Source organism: Nocardia sp. NPDC059229, assembly GCF_042754165.1.
GTDB lineage: Bacteria > Actinomycetota > Actinomycetes > Mycobacteriales > Mycobacteriaceae > Nocardia.
Genome location: NZ_JBHZAK010000019.1, coordinates 125,402 through 142,545 on the forward strand (window position 1 = coordinate 125,402; position 17,144 = coordinate 142,545).

Here is a 17,144-nt window from a genome sequence, read left to right on the forward strand (position 1 = left end):
GGTGCAGTGCCTGATCAGCACAGTTCCGGTCCTGACGTTCGTGGCGGCGTCGTGCGAACCGCGTTCGGCGGTGAGTGCCGGGTCGGTCGGGACGTGCGGCCGCGATCAACATGCACAGGGCGGGCGTTGCCAGCGCGGGCAGGACATGGGTGATGTGCAGTGCTGTCATCGGCGTGAGTCCTCGGTGACGAGCAGTTCGCCGAGTTCCTGCAGAACGGCTTCGGGTCCGCCGAAGGTGGCGGCGAGTTGTTTGCCCCATAGGAAGTGGCGGTGGACGGGGTAATCGGTGTCGACTCCGATGCCGCCGTGGACATGCTGGACGCGGTGCACGACATCGAGTCCGGCCTGACCGCACCACCATGCGGCGACCAATGCCGCCCTGTCCGGGTGTTGTCCGTCGGTGTCGCAGGTGAGGGCCTGCCACAGGGTCAGGCGCATGGCGTCGACGTCGGTCCAGCAGTCGGCCAGCTGGTGCTGCACGGATTGAAACGAGCCGATGGAGCGGCCGAACTGGCGGCGGTCGCGGACATAGTCGGCGGCCAGGCGCAGCGCGCCGTCGGCAACTCCCACCTGCAGTGCGGCCACCGCCAGCCGCGACCAGCGCACTACCTCGGTCAACGTCTGCCTACCACCGACCCGCAGAGCCGGTGTCGACTCGAGCACCAGATCCTGCGCGTGGTCGAGATTGGTCGTCGGCGCGGGTTCCCAGGCCAGCTTGTGGTTCGTCACCAGATACAGGCCCGGCCCGTCGTCGTCGGCGGCGGAGACGAGCACGAAGTCGACGCCCTCGGGTGTCGGGACCGCAGCCTTGACACCCGACAGTCGCCACGTGCCCGAGCCACTTCCGCACTCCGCGGGGGTGGCTCGGCACGTCGGTGCAGCCGCGGCGGCGCTCCCGTATTCCTCGAGCGCTACCGTCAGCCGGACGGCGCCGTCGGCCACGCCGGTGAGCACGTCGCCGCGTGCGTGGCGTGCCAGCGCCAAGGCGGCGACGATGTGTGGCCAGACCGGGGCGGCCGAGACGGTCCGGCCCTGTTCTTCGAGCAGCACGCAGACAGCGTCCATGCCAAGTCCGGCGCCGCCGTGCTCGTCGGGGAGGGCCAGCCCGAGCAGTCCGGTACGGCCGAGTTCGGTCCACATGGTGTCGGAATCGCCGAGCGCCGAGAACAGGCGGGCGGCCAGCGCTTGGACCTCGAGCAGTTCATTGGTGAGTCGGAAGTCCATCAGCGTTCCTCGATAGTGGCCGGTGCGAAGACCGGCAGGCTCAGCTCGGAGTCGGCGTCGAACCAGCCGAGGGTCAGTGGCAAGCCGATTTCGAGGTCGGCGATGGCGACGTCGGTGAGATTGGTGATCAGCCGGGTTCCTTCTTCGAGCTCGACGAGCCCCACGATCAGCGGGTTGTCGAAGGCGTAATGGCGGGGATGGTGTGCCACGACCCAGGAGTAGAGGGTGGCCCGGCCGGTTGCCTGCACGGCGTCCCAGTCGAAGGACTGACACCGCGGGCATTGGGGACCAGGCGGGTGCCGAAGTGTTCGACACGCTGCACAGCGTTGCACCATGAGCCGATGCCGGCGTGCGGCTTCGAACCAGAACTGGTTGTCGAGGTTGATCGCCGGCCGCGGACGGAGCTCGCGGATTTCTGCTCCGGTGCCGTCGGAGGATTCGTGGTTCATCGCGCACCTCGGGGCAGCCCCAGGGCGCCGGTGGCGACCATGTCGCGCAGTACATCGTTGACTCCGCCGCCGAAGGTGTTGACGATGCCCTGCCGGGACAGCTGCTCGACCTGTCCGTGCAACGCGGCCCGGGCCGCCTCGGGGCGGAGCCGTCCACCGGCGCCGAGCACGAAGCTCATCGAGCGCTGCAGGTCGATATGGGTTTCGGTGCCGTAAACCTTTGCGGCGGCGGCCTTCTCGGGGCTCAGGGTTCCGTCACCGACCTCGGCGGCGAGCCGGTGGTTCATCAGCCGCATCGCTTCCAGCCGCGCGTGTGTGCGCGCGAATTCGCGCCGCACCCAGGGTTGTTCGGCGGCGCCGGTGTCCTCGGCCCAGGCGAGCGTCTCCTCCCACAGCTGGATCATCCGGCCGCCGAGGGCGGCCAGCGCCACCCGTTCGTGGTTGAGCTGGGTGGTGATCAGCCGCCAGCCGCCGTTGACCTCACCGACGACGTCGGTCGCGGGGACACGGATGCCGGAGTAGTAGGTGGCGGTCACGGTCATGCCGCCGACGGTGGTGATCGGGGTCCAGGAGTAGCCGGGGTCATCGCAGGGCACGATCAGGATCGAGATGCCCTGATGCTTCGGGGCTTCGGGGTCGGTCCGGCAGGCCAGCCACACGTAGTCGGCGGTGTTGCCGCCGGTGGTGAAGATCTTGGCTCCGTCGACGACGAACCCGTCACCGTCAGCGACAGCGCGAGTCCGCAGGGACGCGAGGTCTGTCCCCGCCTCGGGTTCGGTGTAGCCGATCGCGAACACGATCTCACCGCTGAGCATGCCCGGCAGGAACCTGGCCTTCTGTTCCTCGGTGCCGTACTGCATGAGTGCCGGGCCCACGGTATTGATGGTGACCAGGGGGAACGGCACTCCCGCCCGCTGAATTTCGTCGTAGAAGATGAACTGCTCCTCGGCGGTCAACCCGCGGCCTCCGTACTCCGGCGGCCACCCGACGCCGAGCCATCCGTCCCGGCCGAGCATGCGGGTCACCTCGCGGAATCGCGGCCCGCCGGCGCCGGCCTCGGCCACCTCTCGACGTTGCGCCGGGGGCAGGAGTCGGGCGAAGTACTCGCGCAGCTCTCTGCGTAGGGCCCTTTGCTGGGTTGTCTCTCGCAGATCCATGGGTCGTCATTCTGCTGTCGCAGAGAAAACGTGCAACCGGCCCTTCTGCTCACCGGGACAAGGCATTTGGGGCCGGCATTTGCGCGAACAGAGCCGTTGATGGGCAGTCGTGGACCATCAGCACAGCAGGCGGAGCGGCGCCGTCGATGGTCGATCGATGACGCCGCCCCAGGCGGTTTGTTGAGGAATTTGTCGGCAGGGAACCTACCGTGGCGTGTGCGTGGCCAAGGATCTGGCGACGCGGGGGGCGTTGATCAGGGTTCCCAGGAGTGGGTCGGTTTCGGTGTGCGGCGCCGAGGCCAGCCATGCGATCACTCGGCCCGACGCATCCGAGGGTGCCCCTGTGAAGCCGCTGGCCTTGATGTCGGCTGTGCCTCCTCGGGCGGCGCCCGATTCGGTGATGACGAATCCGGGCTCTATGTTGAATGCGCGGATCCCGTCGCCGCGGTGTTCGGCGTTGATGGCGCCGGCCAGGCGCCCGAAAGCCGCCTTTGCCGCCGAATAGCCCAGCCCCCAGCCTCCTTCGCCGGGCGGGGCCGGGGGATCGACGACGGCTGAGCCCGAACACAGGTTGACGATCGTGCCGCCGCCGGAGTCGATCATCGCCGGCAGGAGTGCCTGGGTCAGGCGAATCTGCTCGATGAGATTGGCTTCCAGCGATTCGCGCAGGTCATCGAGATCCAGTTCGAGGAACCGCGCGTGCGGCTTGTGCAGGATGGCGTTGTTGACCACCAGGTTCGGGGCTCCCCAGCGGTGCAGCAACTCCTCTGCCGCCGCGGTCACCGAGGCCGGATCGGCCAGGTCCATCCGCAGCGGTAACGCGCGCGCTTCCAGTACCTCGATCTCAGCGCGGGTGGTGGCCAGACTGCCCGGCACCCCGAAGCTGATTTCCCCTTCCCGCGTAGTGCGGGCCGGCACGGTACCTTCGCCTTCCAGCACGGTGCGCGCGGTGAATGCGACGTCGAATCCGGAGCCTGCCAGCACCAGCGCTGTGGCGCGGCCGATACCTCGGCTGGCGCCGGTCACGAGTGCTGTGGGACGAGACGAAGACATTGTGTGAAGCTCCTCGAGACAGATGGTCCCTCGGCGCGGTGGACGGGCCTGCGGACCGCGGATATGACCAGGGAATCGGGGTGGAGACGGGCGGCAGCTGATCACCGGTTCTGCCGCGGAGCAGGTTCGGCGACGCCTACCCTGTCGGGCCTGGTGCTCGCATCGCCGCCACCGCCCGGGACTCGATGAATGCCACATGCAGGCTGCGTCGTGCGATCAACCAGCCTGCATGGGTGCTGCGGTAGTGGTCGCGGTAGATGATGTGCCAGACCAGGTCGGCGTCGCGGTCGTGGCGGCGGGTGAGGTGATGTGCGGTGCACGAGACCCTCCCGATGGCCGTTGCCGCGGTGGGCCCGGGATCGAAGACGGTGCCCACGATCGCGTGGAATGTCACCGGCACGGCGGCCACGGCGGCCAGTGCCGCGGTCACCGCGTCGATCCCGGTGTGGGAGACGACCGGGTCGAGAGTGGCCGGCGGATTCGGCAGCTCCAGCACCCCGTCACCGGTGAAAAGTGCTGCGGCCCTGGGAAAATCGCGCTCGTCGACCGCTTCTGCGTAGCGGTGGACGAGGTCCTGTAGGGCGATTCGGTCGTGAATGGTCAGCCCGGTCATGACAGGCCCAGCCGTTGCGCGCAGGCCGACAGCTCGTCCATCGCCTGTTGCAGATCCGCTGTCGGGGTCGGGGCCAGCAAGAGCCGATCGGCGCCCTGTTCGGCAAGGCGGCCGGAGCGGTCGAGGTCGATACGGGAGACCAGGTGGCCCAGCGACAGCTCCAGCTCCGCAGGGTCGCGGGCGGCTCGGGTTGCTTCTTCGCGCATCAGCTCGACCAGCGCGGCCAACTGGTCACCCGTGACTCCCAGTGGTTGCAGCCCGGCACCGTATCGTCCCGCGCGGCGCGCCGCGGCCTTGGTGTGGCCGCCTACGTGAATCGGCACCCCACCGGCCCGGACGGGCTTCGGGTAGCACATCGCCGACTGGAAGCTGAAGAATTCACCCTTGTGGTCGACACCGGTCACGCCTGTATCGGCCCACAATTTGGCGAGTACTTCCAGTTGCTCGTCGGCCCGTCGCCCGCGGGCATCGAAGGGGGCTCCGCATGCCTCGATCTCTTCCTTCATCCATCCCATGCCGATGCCGACCCGCAGCCGCCCGTTCGACAACCGATCGAGGGTGGCCAGCCGCTTGGCCAGCACCACGGGATGGTGATTGGGCAGCACGAGTACGCCGGTCGCCAAGCCGAGCCGCGTGGTCTGCCCTGCCAGAAAAGCCAGAAGTTCGAGGGGATCGGGAATATCGCAGTCGTCGGGGAGCTCCATTTTTCCCGACGACGCATAGGGATAGACGCTGGCGTAGTGGCTCATCACGACGGCGTGCTCGATGGCGACCAGAGACTCGAAGCCACACGCTTCCACATGCCTGGCGAAGCCGGATATCCAAGCAGGATCGGCGCTGGTGCCCGCGGCAGCAGGGGCGATGATCGCGTATTTCATGGACGGCGATGCTACGGAGCTGTGCGGCACCACAGGTGGGAGGTTTTCGGTGAGCGAGACATCGCCGGTAGGGCGACAGGTCGACACCGGGCCGCCCGTGGCGCGATCATCACGCCAGTTCCTCGATACCGCTGAGCAGCTTCCGGCACGCTACTCGGGTGTCCTCCTCGGCCTGCTCGGCGGTGATGTGGTGGTTCAGCGCCGCATTGAGCACCCCGTACCAGGCCGCCTCGGTGATGCGCACCAGGCGGGCTTGGGCGTCGCTGGCGTGTTCGACCCCCAGCAGCTGGGTGATCAAGTCGCTGAAGCGGTTGGTCACCACACCGCCGGCCTGGGCGACGGCAGCGAGATTCGACTGCAGCATCGCGTGCGCGAGCAACGGTCGCGACAGTAGCTCGCGGCCGCCCTCGACGAGCAGATCGCTGACCGCTTGCACCCGGTCGACGCCGGGGCGAGTGAGTGGGGTTGTCTCGGCGAGATGCTTCACGCGGTCGGACAGCAGTGCGTTGAACAGGTGCGTCTTGGACGGGAAATAGCGGTACAGCGTGGCGATCGCCACCCCGGCGTCCTTGGCGACATCGTGCATCTGAACCCGTTCCAAGCCCTTTTCGGCCCCGTGGTGCGCCGCGGCACGCAGGATGCGCTGACGACGCGACTCCTGTTCGGGTGAACTCGGCTGGGCCGGAAGCCGATCCTCGGCGATGCGTGGCACAGCGTCCCTCCGTGTGTGATGTCTGGCTGTCGTTGTCGTCTCCGCCAAAATTACCCGCCGCTGAGCCCGACCGACTGTGCCATCGTGACCCCTACCTCTCATCTGCCCAGGTGGCGATTCCGGTCAGCGGAAGCGCAGAGAAAGCCGCCGGCCGCCTTCCCGCGCCCCGAACCGCTTCTCGAACTGGGCAGTGCCGCCGCCATCCGCACCAGCGTCTCGAGCGGCGTCGGCCCCGCCGTGGTCAGCACCCATGCGGTCGCGGATCAACTCGACCGTGGCGAACTCGTCACCATCCCTGTCGAGGGCCTCGACCTCCCCCGCACCCTGCGCGCCGTCTGGCGGCCACCCCGCAAACTCTCCGGACCCGCGGGCCGATTGGTCTCCGAGATCATCCGGATGCCGATCGAACGGCGGAATGGGTTGCACACCAACGGATCCCCTACTGGGCGACGGCGAGGACGAGGGAGGTCCCGGCGAAGGCTATCAGAGCGTGGCTGCCATCTTCTGCGCCGTGGCCGCGTGCCCGTACTGATTCGGATGGAATTGCGCGCCTTCGCCATTGTCGACCGAGGTGCCGTTGACCCAGCGGTCCGGGATCGCCTCGCAGACGTCGTGACCGTTGTAGATCTCGTAGGTGCTGAAGTACTCGGTGCCGGCCTGGGAACGCAGCATGGTGTTCAATCCACCGACGACGGTGTCACGCGCCCAGTCGACATCGGCGGGCAGCACCGGCTGCCGCCCGGCGCACAGGGCCGCGTTGTCGGGCAGGATGTGCGGGTAACCGACCAGGACGACCCGCGCCTGCGGGGCTCGGGTCTTGATGTCGGACACCAGTTTCGCGACCTTGGCCGAGGCCTGCGACAGCCGGCTCGGCATCGCGGCGTCGTACTTGTTCTTGCACCCCAGCAGCGCCTCGGCACTACCGCTGGCGATTCCCGTTCCGAGACTTTGGAGTACGGCACTGCCCGTCCCGGAACCCGCGCCGAGGGTTCCCGCCGTCACACAGTCCTTCACGATGCCGGTGAAGCCGATGTCGTTGCCGCCGACACCCAGGGTGACCAGATTGGTGTCGGCGGTGACGGCGGAGAGCTGGGTGCTGGTCACCGAGTCGGTCGTCGCGCCGCCACACGTGACATCGGTGAGGCTGTAACCGCGTGCCGCCGCGAACAGGTGGGCGTAGTTGCGATCGGAGCGTGAACAGGTCTTGTCGAGGATGTTGGAGATCCCGACTCCCGCCGCGTACGAATCCCCCAGCGCCACATACTTCGTGCCGGCGTCGGCGGTAGCGGGGGCGATACCGAGAAGAGGGTCCCGGCGGCGACGATCGCAATAGTGGACAGGCAGTACTTCAGATTCACGATATAGGTCCTCGCAGTCGGGCTCGGGCGAATAGCCACAGACGGTACGAGATGACCTGGCAGCCAATAGGTCAAGCGACCGAATCGTTATCCCCTGTTTCAGTTTGCGGAGGCGCGGAAGGCCAGCGCCCTCGATGGCAGCGCTGCCGTAATGATGGCCACATCGGCTGGGTCCGATCGATTCCGCTCATTCCCAGGCGAAACGGGGCTGGTCCGTATGGTCGACGCGGGTGGGGCGGCGGTGCATGGCAACCTCACGGAACTGGTGGAGGATCGCGGCAGCGGGGGCGTGCAGGTGGCCGCCCAGCAGGGGTAGCTGGATGGTGGGGCGGTCGGAACCGGGGACCGGGGCGAAGCGAGGGGTGACATCGAGTTCGGACAGTGGAATCCAGTGCACCGCAGCCACTTCGGCGGGGTTGGGGGTGAGAACCGATGCGTCGCCGACCCACGCGACCACGGGGGTCATCACATAGCCGGAACGGGTCGGGTAATCGTCGAGCAGCCCGAGCACCGCCGATCGGGGCAGAGCGATTCCCAATTCCTCGTGCAGCTCACGCAACGCCGCCGTTTCCGGGTCCTCCCCCGGATCCAGCCTGCCACCGGGCAAGGCCAATTGCCCGGCGTGAGCCCGCAGCCCCGACGACCGCTCGGTCAGCCAAAATCCTTGTTCCCCACCGCGATCGACTATCGCGATCACCACCGCGGCGGGCTTGCGGCCGTCAGGATCGACGGCTCGACGAGGAAACACACCCAACGCCTCGGTTACTTCCTGCCGTAACCGGTCCGCGGGCACATCGCTCCAGCGGTACCCGCTGCTGTCCTCGTCGACCGGCATCTGCCGAACCTAGATCGCTCCGCCGCCCACCGTCAACGCCCGTTCAGGGACTCGCGATCGGGTCCACGAGGCGATCGGCAGGAGCTCGGCGCGAACCGGGCTCAGCCGACCACGACGATTTCGTGGACGGTCGCGAGCACCGGCCGACATCGCGATCGCCGACCCGGATTCGTGGTGGCAGCGGGTCGCCGATCGGCCTCGTGGCCGACGGGAACTGCCGAGCGCCCCGCCTCGAAATCCGCGACGAAGCGTCTCCAATCCAAGCGGTCGGCAAGCTCGTCGTAATAAAGCTTCGCCACGACTCGTGCCGCTTCGCCGGACCGGTACTGGTTCGGGTCCTCCCCCTGGTCGGCGTCCGCTGGACGGCCGAGGTCGATGGTGAAAGCGTGTGTGCGCCCGTCGGCGTCGATCTGCCCCACCTCGCCGCCCGCAATCATCGGGCCGTCCGTGTCACGGCGACCCCGGCGGGCGACGGCCACGACGCAGGCGACCAGCAGCCGGCCGGGTGTTCCAGCGGGACAGCGATAGGTGCCGGTGATCCGCACCAGATAGGGCGTGACCAATGTCGCCCGGGCATCGACGGTGACCCTCGCCGGGCTCACGACACCCGTGCGGGAACCGAGCAGATCTTCGGACATGGAAACCTCTCGAATGCGATACATAGCTTGCACGACAAGCGATTTCGGTTCGCTATACCGCATACACCCATGTACGGGATCCGATCCGGCCGCCGCATGTTCGGAATGATCCGACTACCCGCATCGATGCGATCCGCGAGAGGCCCGGCGTACGGTCGAGCCTACCCCTCCACCTCGCCGCCGGGCGCTATTGCCGGAAGTTCCGGGCGGGACGAATCTCCCACTGCGGAAGGGATATTCGCGTACCGACGCTGTCATCACACCTCGCCCCGGGAGTAGCTGCGCGTCCCGCTCGCGCCGCTCCGACACCGGCGGCGACGGGTCCGTTCCGCGAGTGCGGTGCGAAGCCCGCGGCGGCCCGGGGACGAATCGACACCGTTCTCGGGGAGCGAGCCGAATCTTCTTTCCGAGCAGGTCTCGGGAGCGTCATCGGAGGTGGCGGTCAGGAAGGCGTCCGGAAGGGCGAGCTTGCTGATCGTGCGCAGCGCGAGCAGGTACTGCCGCGGCAGTGGCCCGGTGGTGTAGGGCAGGTCGTATTTGTCGCAGAGGGCGCGGACCCGCTGAGCGATCTCGGGATAGCGGTTGCTGGGCAGGTCGGGAAACAGGTGGTGTTCGATCTGGTGGGACAGGTGCCCGCTCAGAAAGGCCAGCACCGGTCCGGCATCGAAGTTCGCGGTGCCCAGCATCTGCCGCAGATACCATTCCGGCTTGGTCTCGTGCTCGATCGCGGCGGACGTGAATTTCTCTGCGCCATCGGGGAAATGACCGCAGAAGATCACCACGTAGGCCCACAGATTGCGCAGCGTATTGGCGGCCGTGTTCGCGGCGAGAGTGCGACGCCAGCGCCGTCCGCTCAGCGCCGGAAAAAGCAGATAGTCCTTCCCCGTCTGCCGGCCGATCTTGCGGATCAACGCCCTGGTGTGCGTAGCCTTCTCAGCTCCGGTCGCCGCGCGATCACGTTCGGAGTACAGGCCATGCAGGGCGATCCCCCACTCGAAAGTTACTGCCAGAAAAAAGTTTTGCAGGGGTTGCACCAGCAGTCGCGCCCGCCACGGCTGGTCGCGAGTCACCCGCATCACGCCGAAGCCGATGTCGTCGTCGACGCCGAGCACATTCGTGAACACGTGATGGCGGTAGTTGTGCGAATACCGCCACTGCGACGACACACCGGCCATGTCCCACTCCCATGTGCTGGAATGGATTTCCGGATCGTTCATCCAGTCCCATTGGCCGTGGCACACATTGTGGCCGATCTCCATGTTCTCGATACTCTTCGCGCCCGCCAGTGCCACGACACCCAGCGCCACGCCGAGATTCGTTCTGCTACAGGCGATGACGAGACGCGATCCCAGGTCGAGGATGCGTTGAAACGCGATGGTCCGACGGATGTAGGCCGCGTCTCGGGCACCGAGCCGCTCCTCGATGTCACGGCGGATCGCGTCGAGCTCCTGGCTGAGCGCCTGGACATCCGCCGCGGTCAAGTGCGCGTAGACCGCGACCTGCGTAATCGCCATTCGCCATGTCCTCTGTTCGCCGGGGCAGCTGCCTCGGACAAGCCATCAACCTTGCGACGATGCCGGTCTTCTTCCCAGCTTAGATTGTTACTACAGATTATGTCTACGGCGTAGACTGACAGTGTAGCAATTCCACTCCGATGCAGAGGCGCTGAAGCGATGAATCGAACCAGAGCCGGCCCGACCGGCGCCCACGCCCACCCGGCGAATCGGACGAACACCGGGAACGACCCCCTGACCCGAGACGCGATGCTGACCGCCGCGCTCGAGATCATCGACCGCGACAGCGTCGAGCGGCTCTCGATGCGACGTCTCGGGCAGGCGCTCGGCCGGGACCCGATGGTCCTCTACCGACATGCCGCGAACAAGGCCGCACTTCTCGACGGGGTCGCCGAACTCGTGCTCGCACAGTTGACCGTCGACCCCACCGACTCCGACTGGCGCCACCAATTACGCAGTGTCGCACGCGATTTCCGCAAGCTTGCCGTCGCTCACCCGAACACGGTGTCGCTGCTGGTCACCCTTCCCCTGGCCACACCACTGGCACTACGGCCCCTGGGCACCCTGCGGCCGCTGGAACACATCCTCGAATTGCTCACCCGAGCCGACTTCAGCGGCGCCGATGCGCTGCACATCTATCGCGCGCTGTTCGGATTCCTGAACGGGCACATCCTCAACGAACTCCAGGAACTCGTCGAACACCCCGAGGAGACCGACGATCTGCTGCGCCTGGGTCTGTATCACCTCCCGATCGGCGAATTCCCCCTGCTGCGCGGTCTCGCCTCGGACCTGGCCGGCTACGACGGCGCGACCGAACTCGAACGCGGCCTCGACATCCTGCTCACCGGCCTCACCACCACCATGTCCGCGGCCGCGGCCCGGCCGGGAAGGAAGCGTGGAGGATGACACCGCAACACAACGCAGATCGACCGGCAGGGCCGGCCCACCAGCTGCGGCTCGCGCTCGACGCCGGCGGCACCGGGGCCGTCGACGGATTCTGGTGGCCGCACAGTCGCGACCTCGCCATCGAGCTTCCGGACCTGCTCACAGCGCTCACCGGTCGGCTCGGTCCGATCCATCGAGTGATCCACCACCGCTACGAATGGGCCGCCGCACCGAGCACACTCGACTTCGACGGGCGTCAGGTACGGCTCGATGGCTACCGGCGCATGCCCGTCCGTATCCTTGAGGTTTACGGTGCCGACATCGGCACCCGACTCATCCTTCGTGTCATCACTCCGGTCGAGGACATCGACATGGTCGCCGTACAGCAGCGTTGGGAATCCGAGGGCGGAGAGCAGGCGGGTGTCAGCGCCTGGGATCGGGCAGCGTCGCAGTGAGACCGGTCAGCAGGATATCGAGGCCGCGTTCGAGCTCGGCGGCGCCGTCGTAGGCGGCCAGGACCGGCGCGAGTCCCCGCACCAGCGGGAACTCCGCGATCGGGAGGCGATACAGTCCCAGGCGCAGCAGATCGTCGGTCTCCTCGGGTCGCTCCACGATCTCCTGCAGCTCGTTGAGCACATGCCCATAGAGAAATCCGAACAGGGCGCGGTAGACATGCAGCGCGTCGGCGCCGGAAAACCCTGCGCGGGTGAGCAGTTCGAGTATGTCCTCCAGGGGACGAACCACCGACGCCGGGCGCAGGCCCAGCGGGGTGGCCAGTGGCCGGGTCACCAGCAGCGGAACCACCCGCGGATGAGCCAACGCAAGCTGACGGAAATCCCTTGCGACGACCCGTAATTGGCCGGTCCAATCGGTGTCCTCGGTATCGACCGACAGCTGTGCGAACACGATCTCGGCGACGCCGTCGAGCACCGCGGCCTTGTTCGCCACGTGCCGGTATATGACCATCGGATCACGCCCCACAGCTTCGGCCAGGCGTCGCATCGACAACCCGTCGACGCCGTCACGATCGATCAGCTCGAGCGCTGCGGTCAACACCACAGCCCGGGTGACCGTGCCGTCACCGCGGGCGACGATGCTCGGATCCGACTGCCGGCTCGCGGATCGGGCGGGCTTGCGATCGGCAGGGCGTTCGACCATGCGGGAGATCCTCCATTCCCATCGGAGTATCCGATCGCTCGATCGTAGACAGACACCGTTGACGTTGCGACGCAAACCGCGCCTCCGAGCGGCGTGCGCGCGCTTCGGTCCAGGTCGGCGGTATCTCCGCGGATTACCGGCGCGGGGGTGCTCTACGCCCGCGCCGCCTGCCGCATCTGCTCGTCGGCGCGATGGATCGGGGTGTCGAACGGGATGACGAGCAGGGTCAGTTGGCTGCCGTCCGTTCCGATCAGTCGCATGACGGCGGGCGGCTGGTCGATACCGGGGCCGCGCAGCTCGACGCCGTCGTCGTGATCGATGCGGCGTTGGGCCAGACTCCGTGCATTCCAGTCGAATCCGATGCGAGCTATCGACCCCATGCGCGGAGTGACGGCGCTGATCAGATCGTGCAGTTCGGCAGTGAGGTTGGCGGTCCAGGGCCACCATGCGCCGTCGACGTCGCCGGTGGCGGCGCCGCGCTCCTGCAACAGCAGCCGAGGAGTGCGGGTCGGCGTCGGGAAAGGCTGGGCGCGGTCGGGAACAACACCGACGAACGGGCGTATCGCACCTACAAAGGGGATCATGAGCTAGTACCTGCTTCCGAAGTGGCGGCCGTCGAAGTGGTGGCCGTCGAGCCGTTCACGGGACGGGGCTCGGCGGCGAAGGCGCCGTTGGGCGCCGGCACCGAGCCGAGCGGAGCCATCGACTGCTGAACCGCGGCGTACGGTGCCGCGGACGCGGTTTCGCGGGCCAGGAAGGCGCTGATCTCACCGATCGCGCTCATCAGCGGCGCCGGGAAGACCACGGTCGTGTTCTTGTCGACTCCCAGTTCGATGAGGGTCTGCAGATTGCGCAGTTGCAGCGCCAGCGGGTGCGCCATCATCGTGTCGGACGCGTCGCCGAGCGCCGCTGCCGCCAGCGATTCGCCCTCGGCGGCAATGATTTTCGCTCGCTTCTCCCGCTCGGCCTCGGCCTGGCGGGCCATCGCCCGCTGCATCGTCTGGGGCAGCTGGATGTCCTTGAGCTCGACCAGGGTGACTTCGACACCCCATTCCAGGGTGGTGATGTCGAGGATCTGGCGGATGTCGACATTGATGGTGTCGGTCTCGGCCAGCGCCTGATCGAGCGTATGCCGGCCGACCACCTTACGCAGCGTGGTCTGGGCGATCTGATCGATTGCCGCATAAACGTTTTCGATCGCGACGACCGACTTCTCGACGTCGACGACCCGGAAGTACGCGACGGCGGAGATGTCGACGCTGACGTTGTCACGGGTGATGATGCCCTGCGACTGGATCGGCATGGTGATGATGCGCAACGACACCTTCCGCAGCCGATCGATCACCGGGACGATGAAGTTCAGCCCAGGTTCACGGACGGCGATCACCCGCCCGAGCCGGAACAGCACACCCTTCTCGTACTGGGTCACCACTCGAATCGACAGGGCCAGCACGATCAGGACCGCCACGAGTACGACGATCGCGGCACCGAGTACGTTCACGACTCCTCCTCGCGTGGGCGGCGATCACTCGATGTCGTGCACGCTCGGCCGGGGAGGCCGGGCGACGGCCGCCCTCAGCATGGTGTGCGCGATATCCGGATCGGCGGTCGATGCGATCACTTGCAGGACGAGCATGTCGTCAGCGCCGCTGAGGACGTACATGGTGTTGCCCAGCTCGAAGGGATAGGCGTCGAGTTGGATCTGCACGCCGTCGATGGCGATGCGCCCGGGCGCGGGCAGCCAGCTCTGCTGGTCGTAGACAATGCGGTGTACCGGGCCCAGCCGGACCGAGAGCACCGCCAGCAGATCGGGCAGTTCGGTGACGAGGTCGGTGGATCGGGGCCACCACGCACCGTCGAGGTATTCGGCGGGCCGGTCCTTCGGCCTCAGTTTGAGGCGCGGCGTGTAGACGGGCCCGGCGCGATGGTGGGCGGGATGGCGGTGGATGCGCATTTGTTTCATGGCAGAACTCCTGATTCAGCGCCCGGGAGCCGGCCCCCGGCCACGCCGTATTCGTACCTCCAGTAGACGCCGGTCACGCGATGGTGTCAACGATGTAGGTCTACGAATCAGACTAACAGTGTTAGGCGTAGGCTGATCACATCGGCGGTGTATCGCATCCGGTCGTATCCAGACCGTTTCGGCAGCTGATTCTCGAAGAACCGGCCCGATCGAGGCCGAGACAGGATGACGTCACACCATGACGATGCAATTGACCCGCACGCCACAGCCGACTCGCGCCGATATCGACGCCCGACCCGGGCTGGGTGAACCCACTCCACGCGTGTTGCTGAAACCCACAGCCCCGAAAACCGGATACGTCGACGGAGCCTGGTGGCCGTACACCGGCGATCTCGTCACCGAGCTCCCCGGCCTGATCACCATCCTCGCGGCGCGCCTCGGCTCGGTCCTGCGAGTGGAGTACTACCTGATCGACTGGGACACACCGACCGGCCCGCTCACCGTCGCCGGGCAGCCGGTACGGCTGGACTGGCACGGCTACACCCCGGCGCACACGGTCGAACTGACCGGCACGCCGCATCATCGCAGGCTCGTGCTGCTGGTGGTGCCACCCGAGACCGCTCTGAGCGACGCGTGCTCGGCGATGGCCTCCGCGGCCGCGGCGAACAGCAACCCGACCGTGGACGGACTACTCCGACTCGGCATTCGCCGCCGCCGGGAACGCGCCGGAAGGAAGTTCGCGGCCCTCCACTGGGCCGATCGCACCACATCACCGAACTGATACTCGCCCGACGGCGATGCGAAGAGCCGCCGCTTCGCCGTGTCCGGCCAGTGCAGGTACGAGTCGGCCGGTAGGCTCGAGCCGTCCACTCGTCCGATGTGAAGGGGCCGGCCAATGGCAACAGGCACTGTGAAATTCTTCAACGCCGACAAGGGATTCGGGTTCATTACGCAGGACGCGGGTGGACCGGACGTATTCGTCCACTTCAGCGCGATCCAGTCCACTGGGTACAAGTCGCTACAGGAGAACGACCGGGTCGAGTACGACGTGGTGCAGGGGGCGAAAGGACCACAGGCAGAAAACGTCGTCGTCGTGACGGGGTAGTAGTTCCCGGCCGCGGGCGTGGCCGGCAACGCCATGTTCGCGGCATTCCAGCGGTTTGGGTTGCCGATCACTCACGACCGAACCGACGGGCACACTGGAGAGAAGATCTGCCGGGGCTCCGCAACTGCGGAACGCAGCCCTTCATCGGTTGTGCCCGCACATGAATCAAGCCCCCGACCTGTGCGATCGAAGGCTTGCCGAGTATTTGGACGACGCGGAGGAACTCAACTCGGCCCCCAGCTATAGATCCAGGAACTTCCCCACGTCGCAGGAACACCATAACGGTGCGCGCAGCCGGCCGCCATCAATTATGTCCAGCCCCACACCCGGGTCGGCGGGGCGCAGCCGCTGGGGTCCGCGGCGAGGGCCACTATCGGCTTGGTGAATCCCTCGCGCTGCAGTCCGAGCACCACGGCCCAGGCACCGGGTATGACGGGGCGCTACTTCGGCGGTTTGAGGGTCGACCAAGTGATCGCGGCCCCGATCATGGAGATGATTCCCAGGCCGCCGAAGACCTCGGCGGCGGCGGTGTACGCCAGCGAGAAGGTCGCGACCCCGAGAATCAAGAGCAGAAATCCGACCACCGCCAGTGATTGGACGGCAGACAGCTGGTTTCGCGTCATTTCGATCCTGCCGAAGTCTGGGTCATATCGATCCTGTCGAAGTCATTGAGCGCCAAGCCGTCTGTGATCCTCGCACGGGACGGCAGGCGACGTCGCCGGATTCGCCGCGGCTGAATGGATGGAAACCAACGGCGGTGGTTCAGTCGTTTGCCGCGGCAGGCGGGCAGGAATCGAGGGTAGCGCCAGTATCGTTCGGGGATGCGCGATTTCGGGGTTGGGTTCACATATTTTGTGCGGGGGCAGCGGTGGGTGGCTCGGCGGCCGCGGGAGTTCGGGTTCGGGATCGTGCCGGCGCTGGTGACGTTGACGTTGTACGTGGGGGCGTTGATCGCGGTGATGGCGTGGGGTGGAGATCTGACCGCGACAGTGACGCCGTTTGCGGATCACTGGCCGAGTCCGTGGGCGGGGTTGTTTCGCGGGGCGTTGAGCATCGCGCTGGTCGCGCTTGCGGTGTTGGCTGCCGTGCTCACCTTCACCGCTGTGACCTTGGTGATCGGGGCGCCCTTCTATGACGTGATTTCGCAGCGGGTTGATCGGTCGGTCTCGCCGGATGGGATTGCGCCGGAGTCCGGGCTTTCCTGGTGGCGGGAGTTGTGGGTGTCGGTTCGGGACAGTGTTCGGATTCTGGTGCGGGCCATGGTGTGGGCTGTGCTGCTGTTCGTGCTGGGGTTCGTCCCCGTCGTCGGTCAGACTGTGATTCCGGTTGTCGCGGTGTTCGTCACCGGGTTCTTCCTCACGCAGGAGCTCACCTCGGTTGCACTCCAGCGACGCACGGTTCACCTGCGCGAGCAGCTGGCTCTGCTGCGCGCCCGCAAAGGCCTGGCATGGGGCTTCGGCGTGCCCGTCGGGCTGGCGTTTCTGGTGCCGCTGGTCGCGGTATTCCTCATGCCGGGTGCCGTCGCGGGCGCCACTCTCCTGACCCGTGAACTACTGCACGAACCGAACCGCCTCGCCGAAAACCACGCTGACGTCTGAGCGA

The 17,144-nt window shown here is 66.8% G+C and carries 21 protein-coding genes and 2 pseudogenes; 6 read left to right on the forward strand and 17 right to left on the reverse strand.

The annotated features are described in order from the left end of the window. Nucleotides 1–165: 165 nt before the first annotated feature. The 8 genes and pseudogenes from ACFXHE_RS34115 to ACFXHE_RS34150 all read right to left on the reverse strand — a co-directional run bounded on the left by ACFXHE_RS34115 (nt 166) and on the right by ACFXHE_RS34150 (nt 6,086). Entirely contained in the window at nt 166–1,224 is a 1,059-nt protein-coding gene (locus tag ACFXHE_RS34115; protein ID WP_379388792.1) for an acyl-CoA dehydrogenase family protein, read from the reverse strand. Next, nucleotides 1,224–1,472: a Zn-ribbon domain-containing OB-fold protein gene (locus ACFXHE_RS34120; RefSeq protein WP_379388829.1), complete on the reverse strand. Its 249-nt coding sequence runs from the start codon at nt 1,470–1,472 to the stop codon at nt 1,224–1,226. Before ACFXHE_RS34120 ends, ACFXHE_RS34115 begins: the two co-directional genes overlap by 1 nt. Before the next feature lie 18 nt (nt 1,473–1,490). After that, nucleotides 1,491–1,673, reverse strand: a pseudogene (locus tag ACFXHE_RS34125) (zinc ribbon domain-containing protein); the annotation flags it as partial. Then, nucleotides 1,670–2,830: an acyl-CoA dehydrogenase family protein gene (locus tag ACFXHE_RS34130; protein WP_379388793.1), complete on the reverse strand. Its 1,161-nt coding sequence runs from the start codon at nt 2,828–2,830 to the stop codon at nt 1,670–1,672. The pseudogene ACFXHE_RS34125 and the gene ACFXHE_RS34130, both read right to left, overlap by 4 nt. A 204-nt stretch (nt 2,831–3,034) precedes the next feature. After that, entirely contained in the window at nt 3,035–3,856 is an 822-nt protein-coding gene (locus tag ACFXHE_RS34135) for an SDR family oxidoreductase (protein WP_379388794.1), read from the reverse strand. Between the two features lie 163 nt (nt 3,857–4,019). Then, nucleotides 4,020–4,496: a nuclear transport factor 2 family protein gene (locus ACFXHE_RS34140; protein ID WP_379388795.1), complete on the reverse strand. Its 477-nt coding sequence runs from the start codon at nt 4,494–4,496 to the stop codon at nt 4,020–4,022. Then, nucleotides 4,493–5,374 (reverse strand): LLM class F420-dependent oxidoreductase, encoded by an 882-nt coding sequence (locus tag ACFXHE_RS34145; protein ID WP_379388830.1) that lies wholly within the window; start codon nt 5,372–5,374, stop codon nt 4,493–4,495. Before ACFXHE_RS34145 ends, ACFXHE_RS34140 begins: the two co-directional genes overlap by 4 nt. A 109-nt stretch (nt 5,375–5,483) precedes the next feature. Further along, a complete protein-coding gene (locus tag ACFXHE_RS34150; RefSeq protein WP_379388796.1) occupies nt 5,484–6,086 on the reverse strand; it encodes a TetR family transcriptional regulator in 603 nt (200 codons plus the stop codon). 18 nt (nt 6,087–6,104) lie between these two features. Here ACFXHE_RS34150 and ACFXHE_RS34155 point away from each other — a divergent pair. After that, nucleotides 6,105–6,482 (forward strand): annotated as a pseudogene (locus tag ACFXHE_RS34155) (LysR substrate-binding domain-containing protein); the annotation flags it as partial. 87 nt (nt 6,483–6,569) lie between these two features. On the opposite strand, the gene ACFXHE_RS34160 reads toward ACFXHE_RS34155, so the two are convergent. The 4 genes from ACFXHE_RS34160 to ACFXHE_RS34175 all read right to left on the reverse strand — a co-directional run bounded on the left by ACFXHE_RS34160 (nt 6,570) and on the right by ACFXHE_RS34175 (nt 10,431). Beyond that, nucleotides 6,570–7,346 carry an SGNH/GDSL hydrolase family protein gene (locus ACFXHE_RS34160; protein ID WP_379388797.1) on the reverse strand — a complete coding sequence of 259 codons (777 nt, stop codon included), beginning with the start codon at nt 7,344–7,346 and terminating at the stop codon, nt 6,570–6,572. A 285-nt stretch (nt 7,347–7,631) separates the two neighbouring features. Further along, the gene (locus ACFXHE_RS34165; RefSeq protein ID WP_379388798.1) at nt 7,632–8,279 is read right to left on the reverse strand and encodes an NUDIX hydrolase; all 648 of its coding nucleotides are present in this window, start codon (nt 8,277–8,279) and stop codon (nt 7,632–7,634) included. Between the two features lie 101 nt (nt 8,280–8,380). Continuing rightward, a complete protein-coding gene (locus tag ACFXHE_RS34170; RefSeq protein ID WP_379388799.1) occupies nt 8,381–8,917 on the reverse strand; it encodes a hypothetical protein in 537 nt (178 codons plus the stop codon). A 257-nt stretch (nt 8,918–9,174) separates the two neighbouring features. After that, nucleotides 9,175–10,431 (reverse strand): fatty acid desaturase family protein, encoded by a 1,257-nt coding sequence (locus tag ACFXHE_RS34175; protein WP_379388800.1) that lies wholly within the window; start codon nt 10,429–10,431, stop codon nt 9,175–9,177. 159 nt (nt 10,432–10,590) lie between these two features. On the opposite strand from ACFXHE_RS34175, the gene ACFXHE_RS34180 reads away from it, so the two are divergent. Next, nucleotides 10,591–11,337 (forward strand): TetR/AcrR family transcriptional regulator C-terminal domain-containing protein, encoded by a 747-nt coding sequence (locus ACFXHE_RS34180; RefSeq protein WP_379388801.1) that lies wholly within the window; start codon nt 10,591–10,593, stop codon nt 11,335–11,337. Beyond that, nucleotides 11,334–11,771, forward strand: coding sequence for a DUF5994 family protein (locus ACFXHE_RS34185; protein ID WP_379388802.1), 438 nt, complete (start codon nt 11,334–11,336; stop codon nt 11,769–11,771). The genes ACFXHE_RS34180 and ACFXHE_RS34185 overlap by 4 nt, the downstream gene beginning before the upstream one ends. On the opposite strand, the gene ACFXHE_RS34190 is transcribed toward ACFXHE_RS34185, so the two are convergent. The 4 genes from ACFXHE_RS34190 to ACFXHE_RS34205 form a co-directional block, all read right to left on the reverse strand. Beyond that, the gene (locus tag ACFXHE_RS34190; protein ID WP_379388803.1) at nt 11,740–12,474 is read right to left on the reverse strand and encodes a TetR/AcrR family transcriptional regulator C-terminal domain-containing protein; all 735 of its coding nucleotides are present in this window, start codon (nt 12,472–12,474) and stop codon (nt 11,740–11,742) included. The genes ACFXHE_RS34185 and ACFXHE_RS34190 overlap by 32 nt on opposite strands. Before the next feature lie 152 nt (nt 12,475–12,626). Further along, nucleotides 12,627–13,058, reverse strand: coding sequence for a DUF5994 family protein (locus tag ACFXHE_RS34195; RefSeq protein ID WP_379388804.1), 432 nt, complete (start codon nt 13,056–13,058; stop codon nt 12,627–12,629). Beyond that, nucleotides 13,055–13,975, reverse strand: coding sequence for an SPFH domain-containing protein (locus ACFXHE_RS34200; RefSeq protein WP_379388805.1), 921 nt, complete (start codon nt 13,973–13,975; stop codon nt 13,055–13,057). Before ACFXHE_RS34200 ends, ACFXHE_RS34195 begins: the two co-directional genes overlap by 4 nt. 24 nt (nt 13,976–13,999) lie before the next feature. Next, nucleotides 14,000–14,437, reverse strand: a complete 438-nt coding sequence (locus ACFXHE_RS34205; protein WP_379388806.1) for a DUF5994 family protein — start codon at nt 14,435–14,437, stop codon at nt 14,000–14,002. 238 nt (nt 14,438–14,675) lie between these two features. On the opposite strand from ACFXHE_RS34205, the gene ACFXHE_RS34210 reads away from it, so the two are divergent. After that, the gene (locus ACFXHE_RS34210; RefSeq protein ID WP_379388807.1) at nt 14,676–15,218 is read left to right on the forward strand and encodes a DUF5994 family protein; all 543 of its coding nucleotides are present in this window, start codon (nt 14,676–14,678) and stop codon (nt 15,216–15,218) included. Nucleotides 15,219–15,332: 114 nt separating this feature from the next. After that, nucleotides 15,333–15,542: a cold-shock protein gene (locus tag ACFXHE_RS34215; RefSeq protein WP_379388808.1), complete on the forward strand. Its 210-nt coding sequence runs from the start codon at nt 15,333–15,335 to the stop codon at nt 15,540–15,542. Between the two features lie 440 nt (nt 15,543–15,982). Here the strand turns inward: ACFXHE_RS34215 and ACFXHE_RS34220 are convergent, their stop codons facing one another. Continuing rightward, entirely contained in the window at nt 15,983–16,165 is a 183-nt protein-coding gene (locus tag ACFXHE_RS34220) for a hypothetical protein (RefSeq protein ID WP_379388809.1), read from the reverse strand. 198 nt (nt 16,166–16,363) lie between these two features. Here ACFXHE_RS34220 and ACFXHE_RS34225 point away from each other — a divergent pair, with 198 nt between their 5' ends. Then, on the forward strand, nt 16,364–17,140 hold the full coding sequence (locus ACFXHE_RS34225; RefSeq protein WP_379388810.1) for an EI24 domain-containing protein: 777 nt from the start codon (nt 16,364–16,366) through the stop codon (nt 17,138–17,140). Nucleotides 17,141–17,144 lie beyond the last annotated feature (4 nt).

Bases quoted from the DNA above. Each gene is read 5' to 3' on its own strand.
- ACFXHE_RS34130 (WP_379388793.1), bottom strand. From the start codon at position 2,830: ATGGATCTGCGAGAGACAACCCAGCAAAGGGCCCTACGCAGAGAGCTG.
- ACFXHE_RS34215 (WP_379388808.1), top strand. From the start codon at position 15,333: ATGGCAACAGGCACTGTGAAATTCTTCAACGCCGACAAGGGATTCGGG.
- ACFXHE_RS34145 (WP_379388830.1), bottom strand. From the start codon at position 5,374: ATGAAATACGCGATCATCGCCCCTGCTGCCGCGGGCACCAGCGCCGAT.
- ACFXHE_RS34175 (WP_379388800.1), bottom strand. From the start codon at position 10,431: ATGGCGATTACGCAGGTCGCGGTCTACGCGCACTTGACCGCGGCGGAT.
- ACFXHE_RS34180 (WP_379388801.1), top strand. From the start codon at position 10,591: ATGAATCGAACCAGAGCCGGCCCGACCGGCGCCCACGCCCACCCGGCG.
- ACFXHE_RS34115 (WP_379388792.1), bottom strand. From the start codon at position 1,224: ATGGACTTCCGACTCACCAATGAACTGCTCGAGGTCCAAGCGCTGGCC.
- ACFXHE_RS34220 (WP_379388809.1), bottom strand. From the start codon at position 16,165: ATGACGCGAAACCAGCTGTCTGCCGTCCAATCACTGGCGGTGGTCGGA.
- ACFXHE_RS34170 (WP_379388799.1), bottom strand. From the start codon at position 8,917: ATGTCCGAAGATCTGCTCGGTTCCCGCACGGGTGTCGTGAGCCCGGCG.
- ACFXHE_RS34140 (WP_379388795.1), bottom strand. From the start codon at position 4,496: ATGACCGGGCTGACCATTCACGACCGAATCGCCCTACAGGACCTCGTC.
- ACFXHE_RS34185 (WP_379388802.1), top strand. From the start codon at position 11,334: ATGACACCGCAACACAACGCAGATCGACCGGCAGGGCCGGCCCACCAG.
- ACFXHE_RS34210 (WP_379388807.1), top strand. From the start codon at position 14,676: ATGACGATGCAATTGACCCGCACGCCACAGCCGACTCGCGCCGATATC.
- ACFXHE_RS34195 (WP_379388804.1), bottom strand. From the start codon at position 13,058: ATGATCCCCTTTGTAGGTGCGATACGCCCGTTCGTCGGTGTTGTTCCC.
- ACFXHE_RS34165 (WP_379388798.1), bottom strand. From the start codon at position 8,279: ATGCCGGTCGACGAGGACAGCAGCGGGTACCGCTGGAGCGATGTGCCC.
- ACFXHE_RS34190 (WP_379388803.1), bottom strand. From the start codon at position 12,474: ATGGTCGAACGCCCTGCCGATCGCAAGCCCGCCCGATCCGCGAGCCGG.
- ACFXHE_RS34225 (WP_379388810.1), top strand. From the start codon at position 16,364: ATGCGCGATTTCGGGGTTGGGTTCACATATTTTGTGCGGGGGCAGCGG.
- ACFXHE_RS34205 (WP_379388806.1), bottom strand. From the start codon at position 14,437: ATGAAACAAATGCGCATCCACCGCCATCCCGCCCACCATCGCGCCGGG.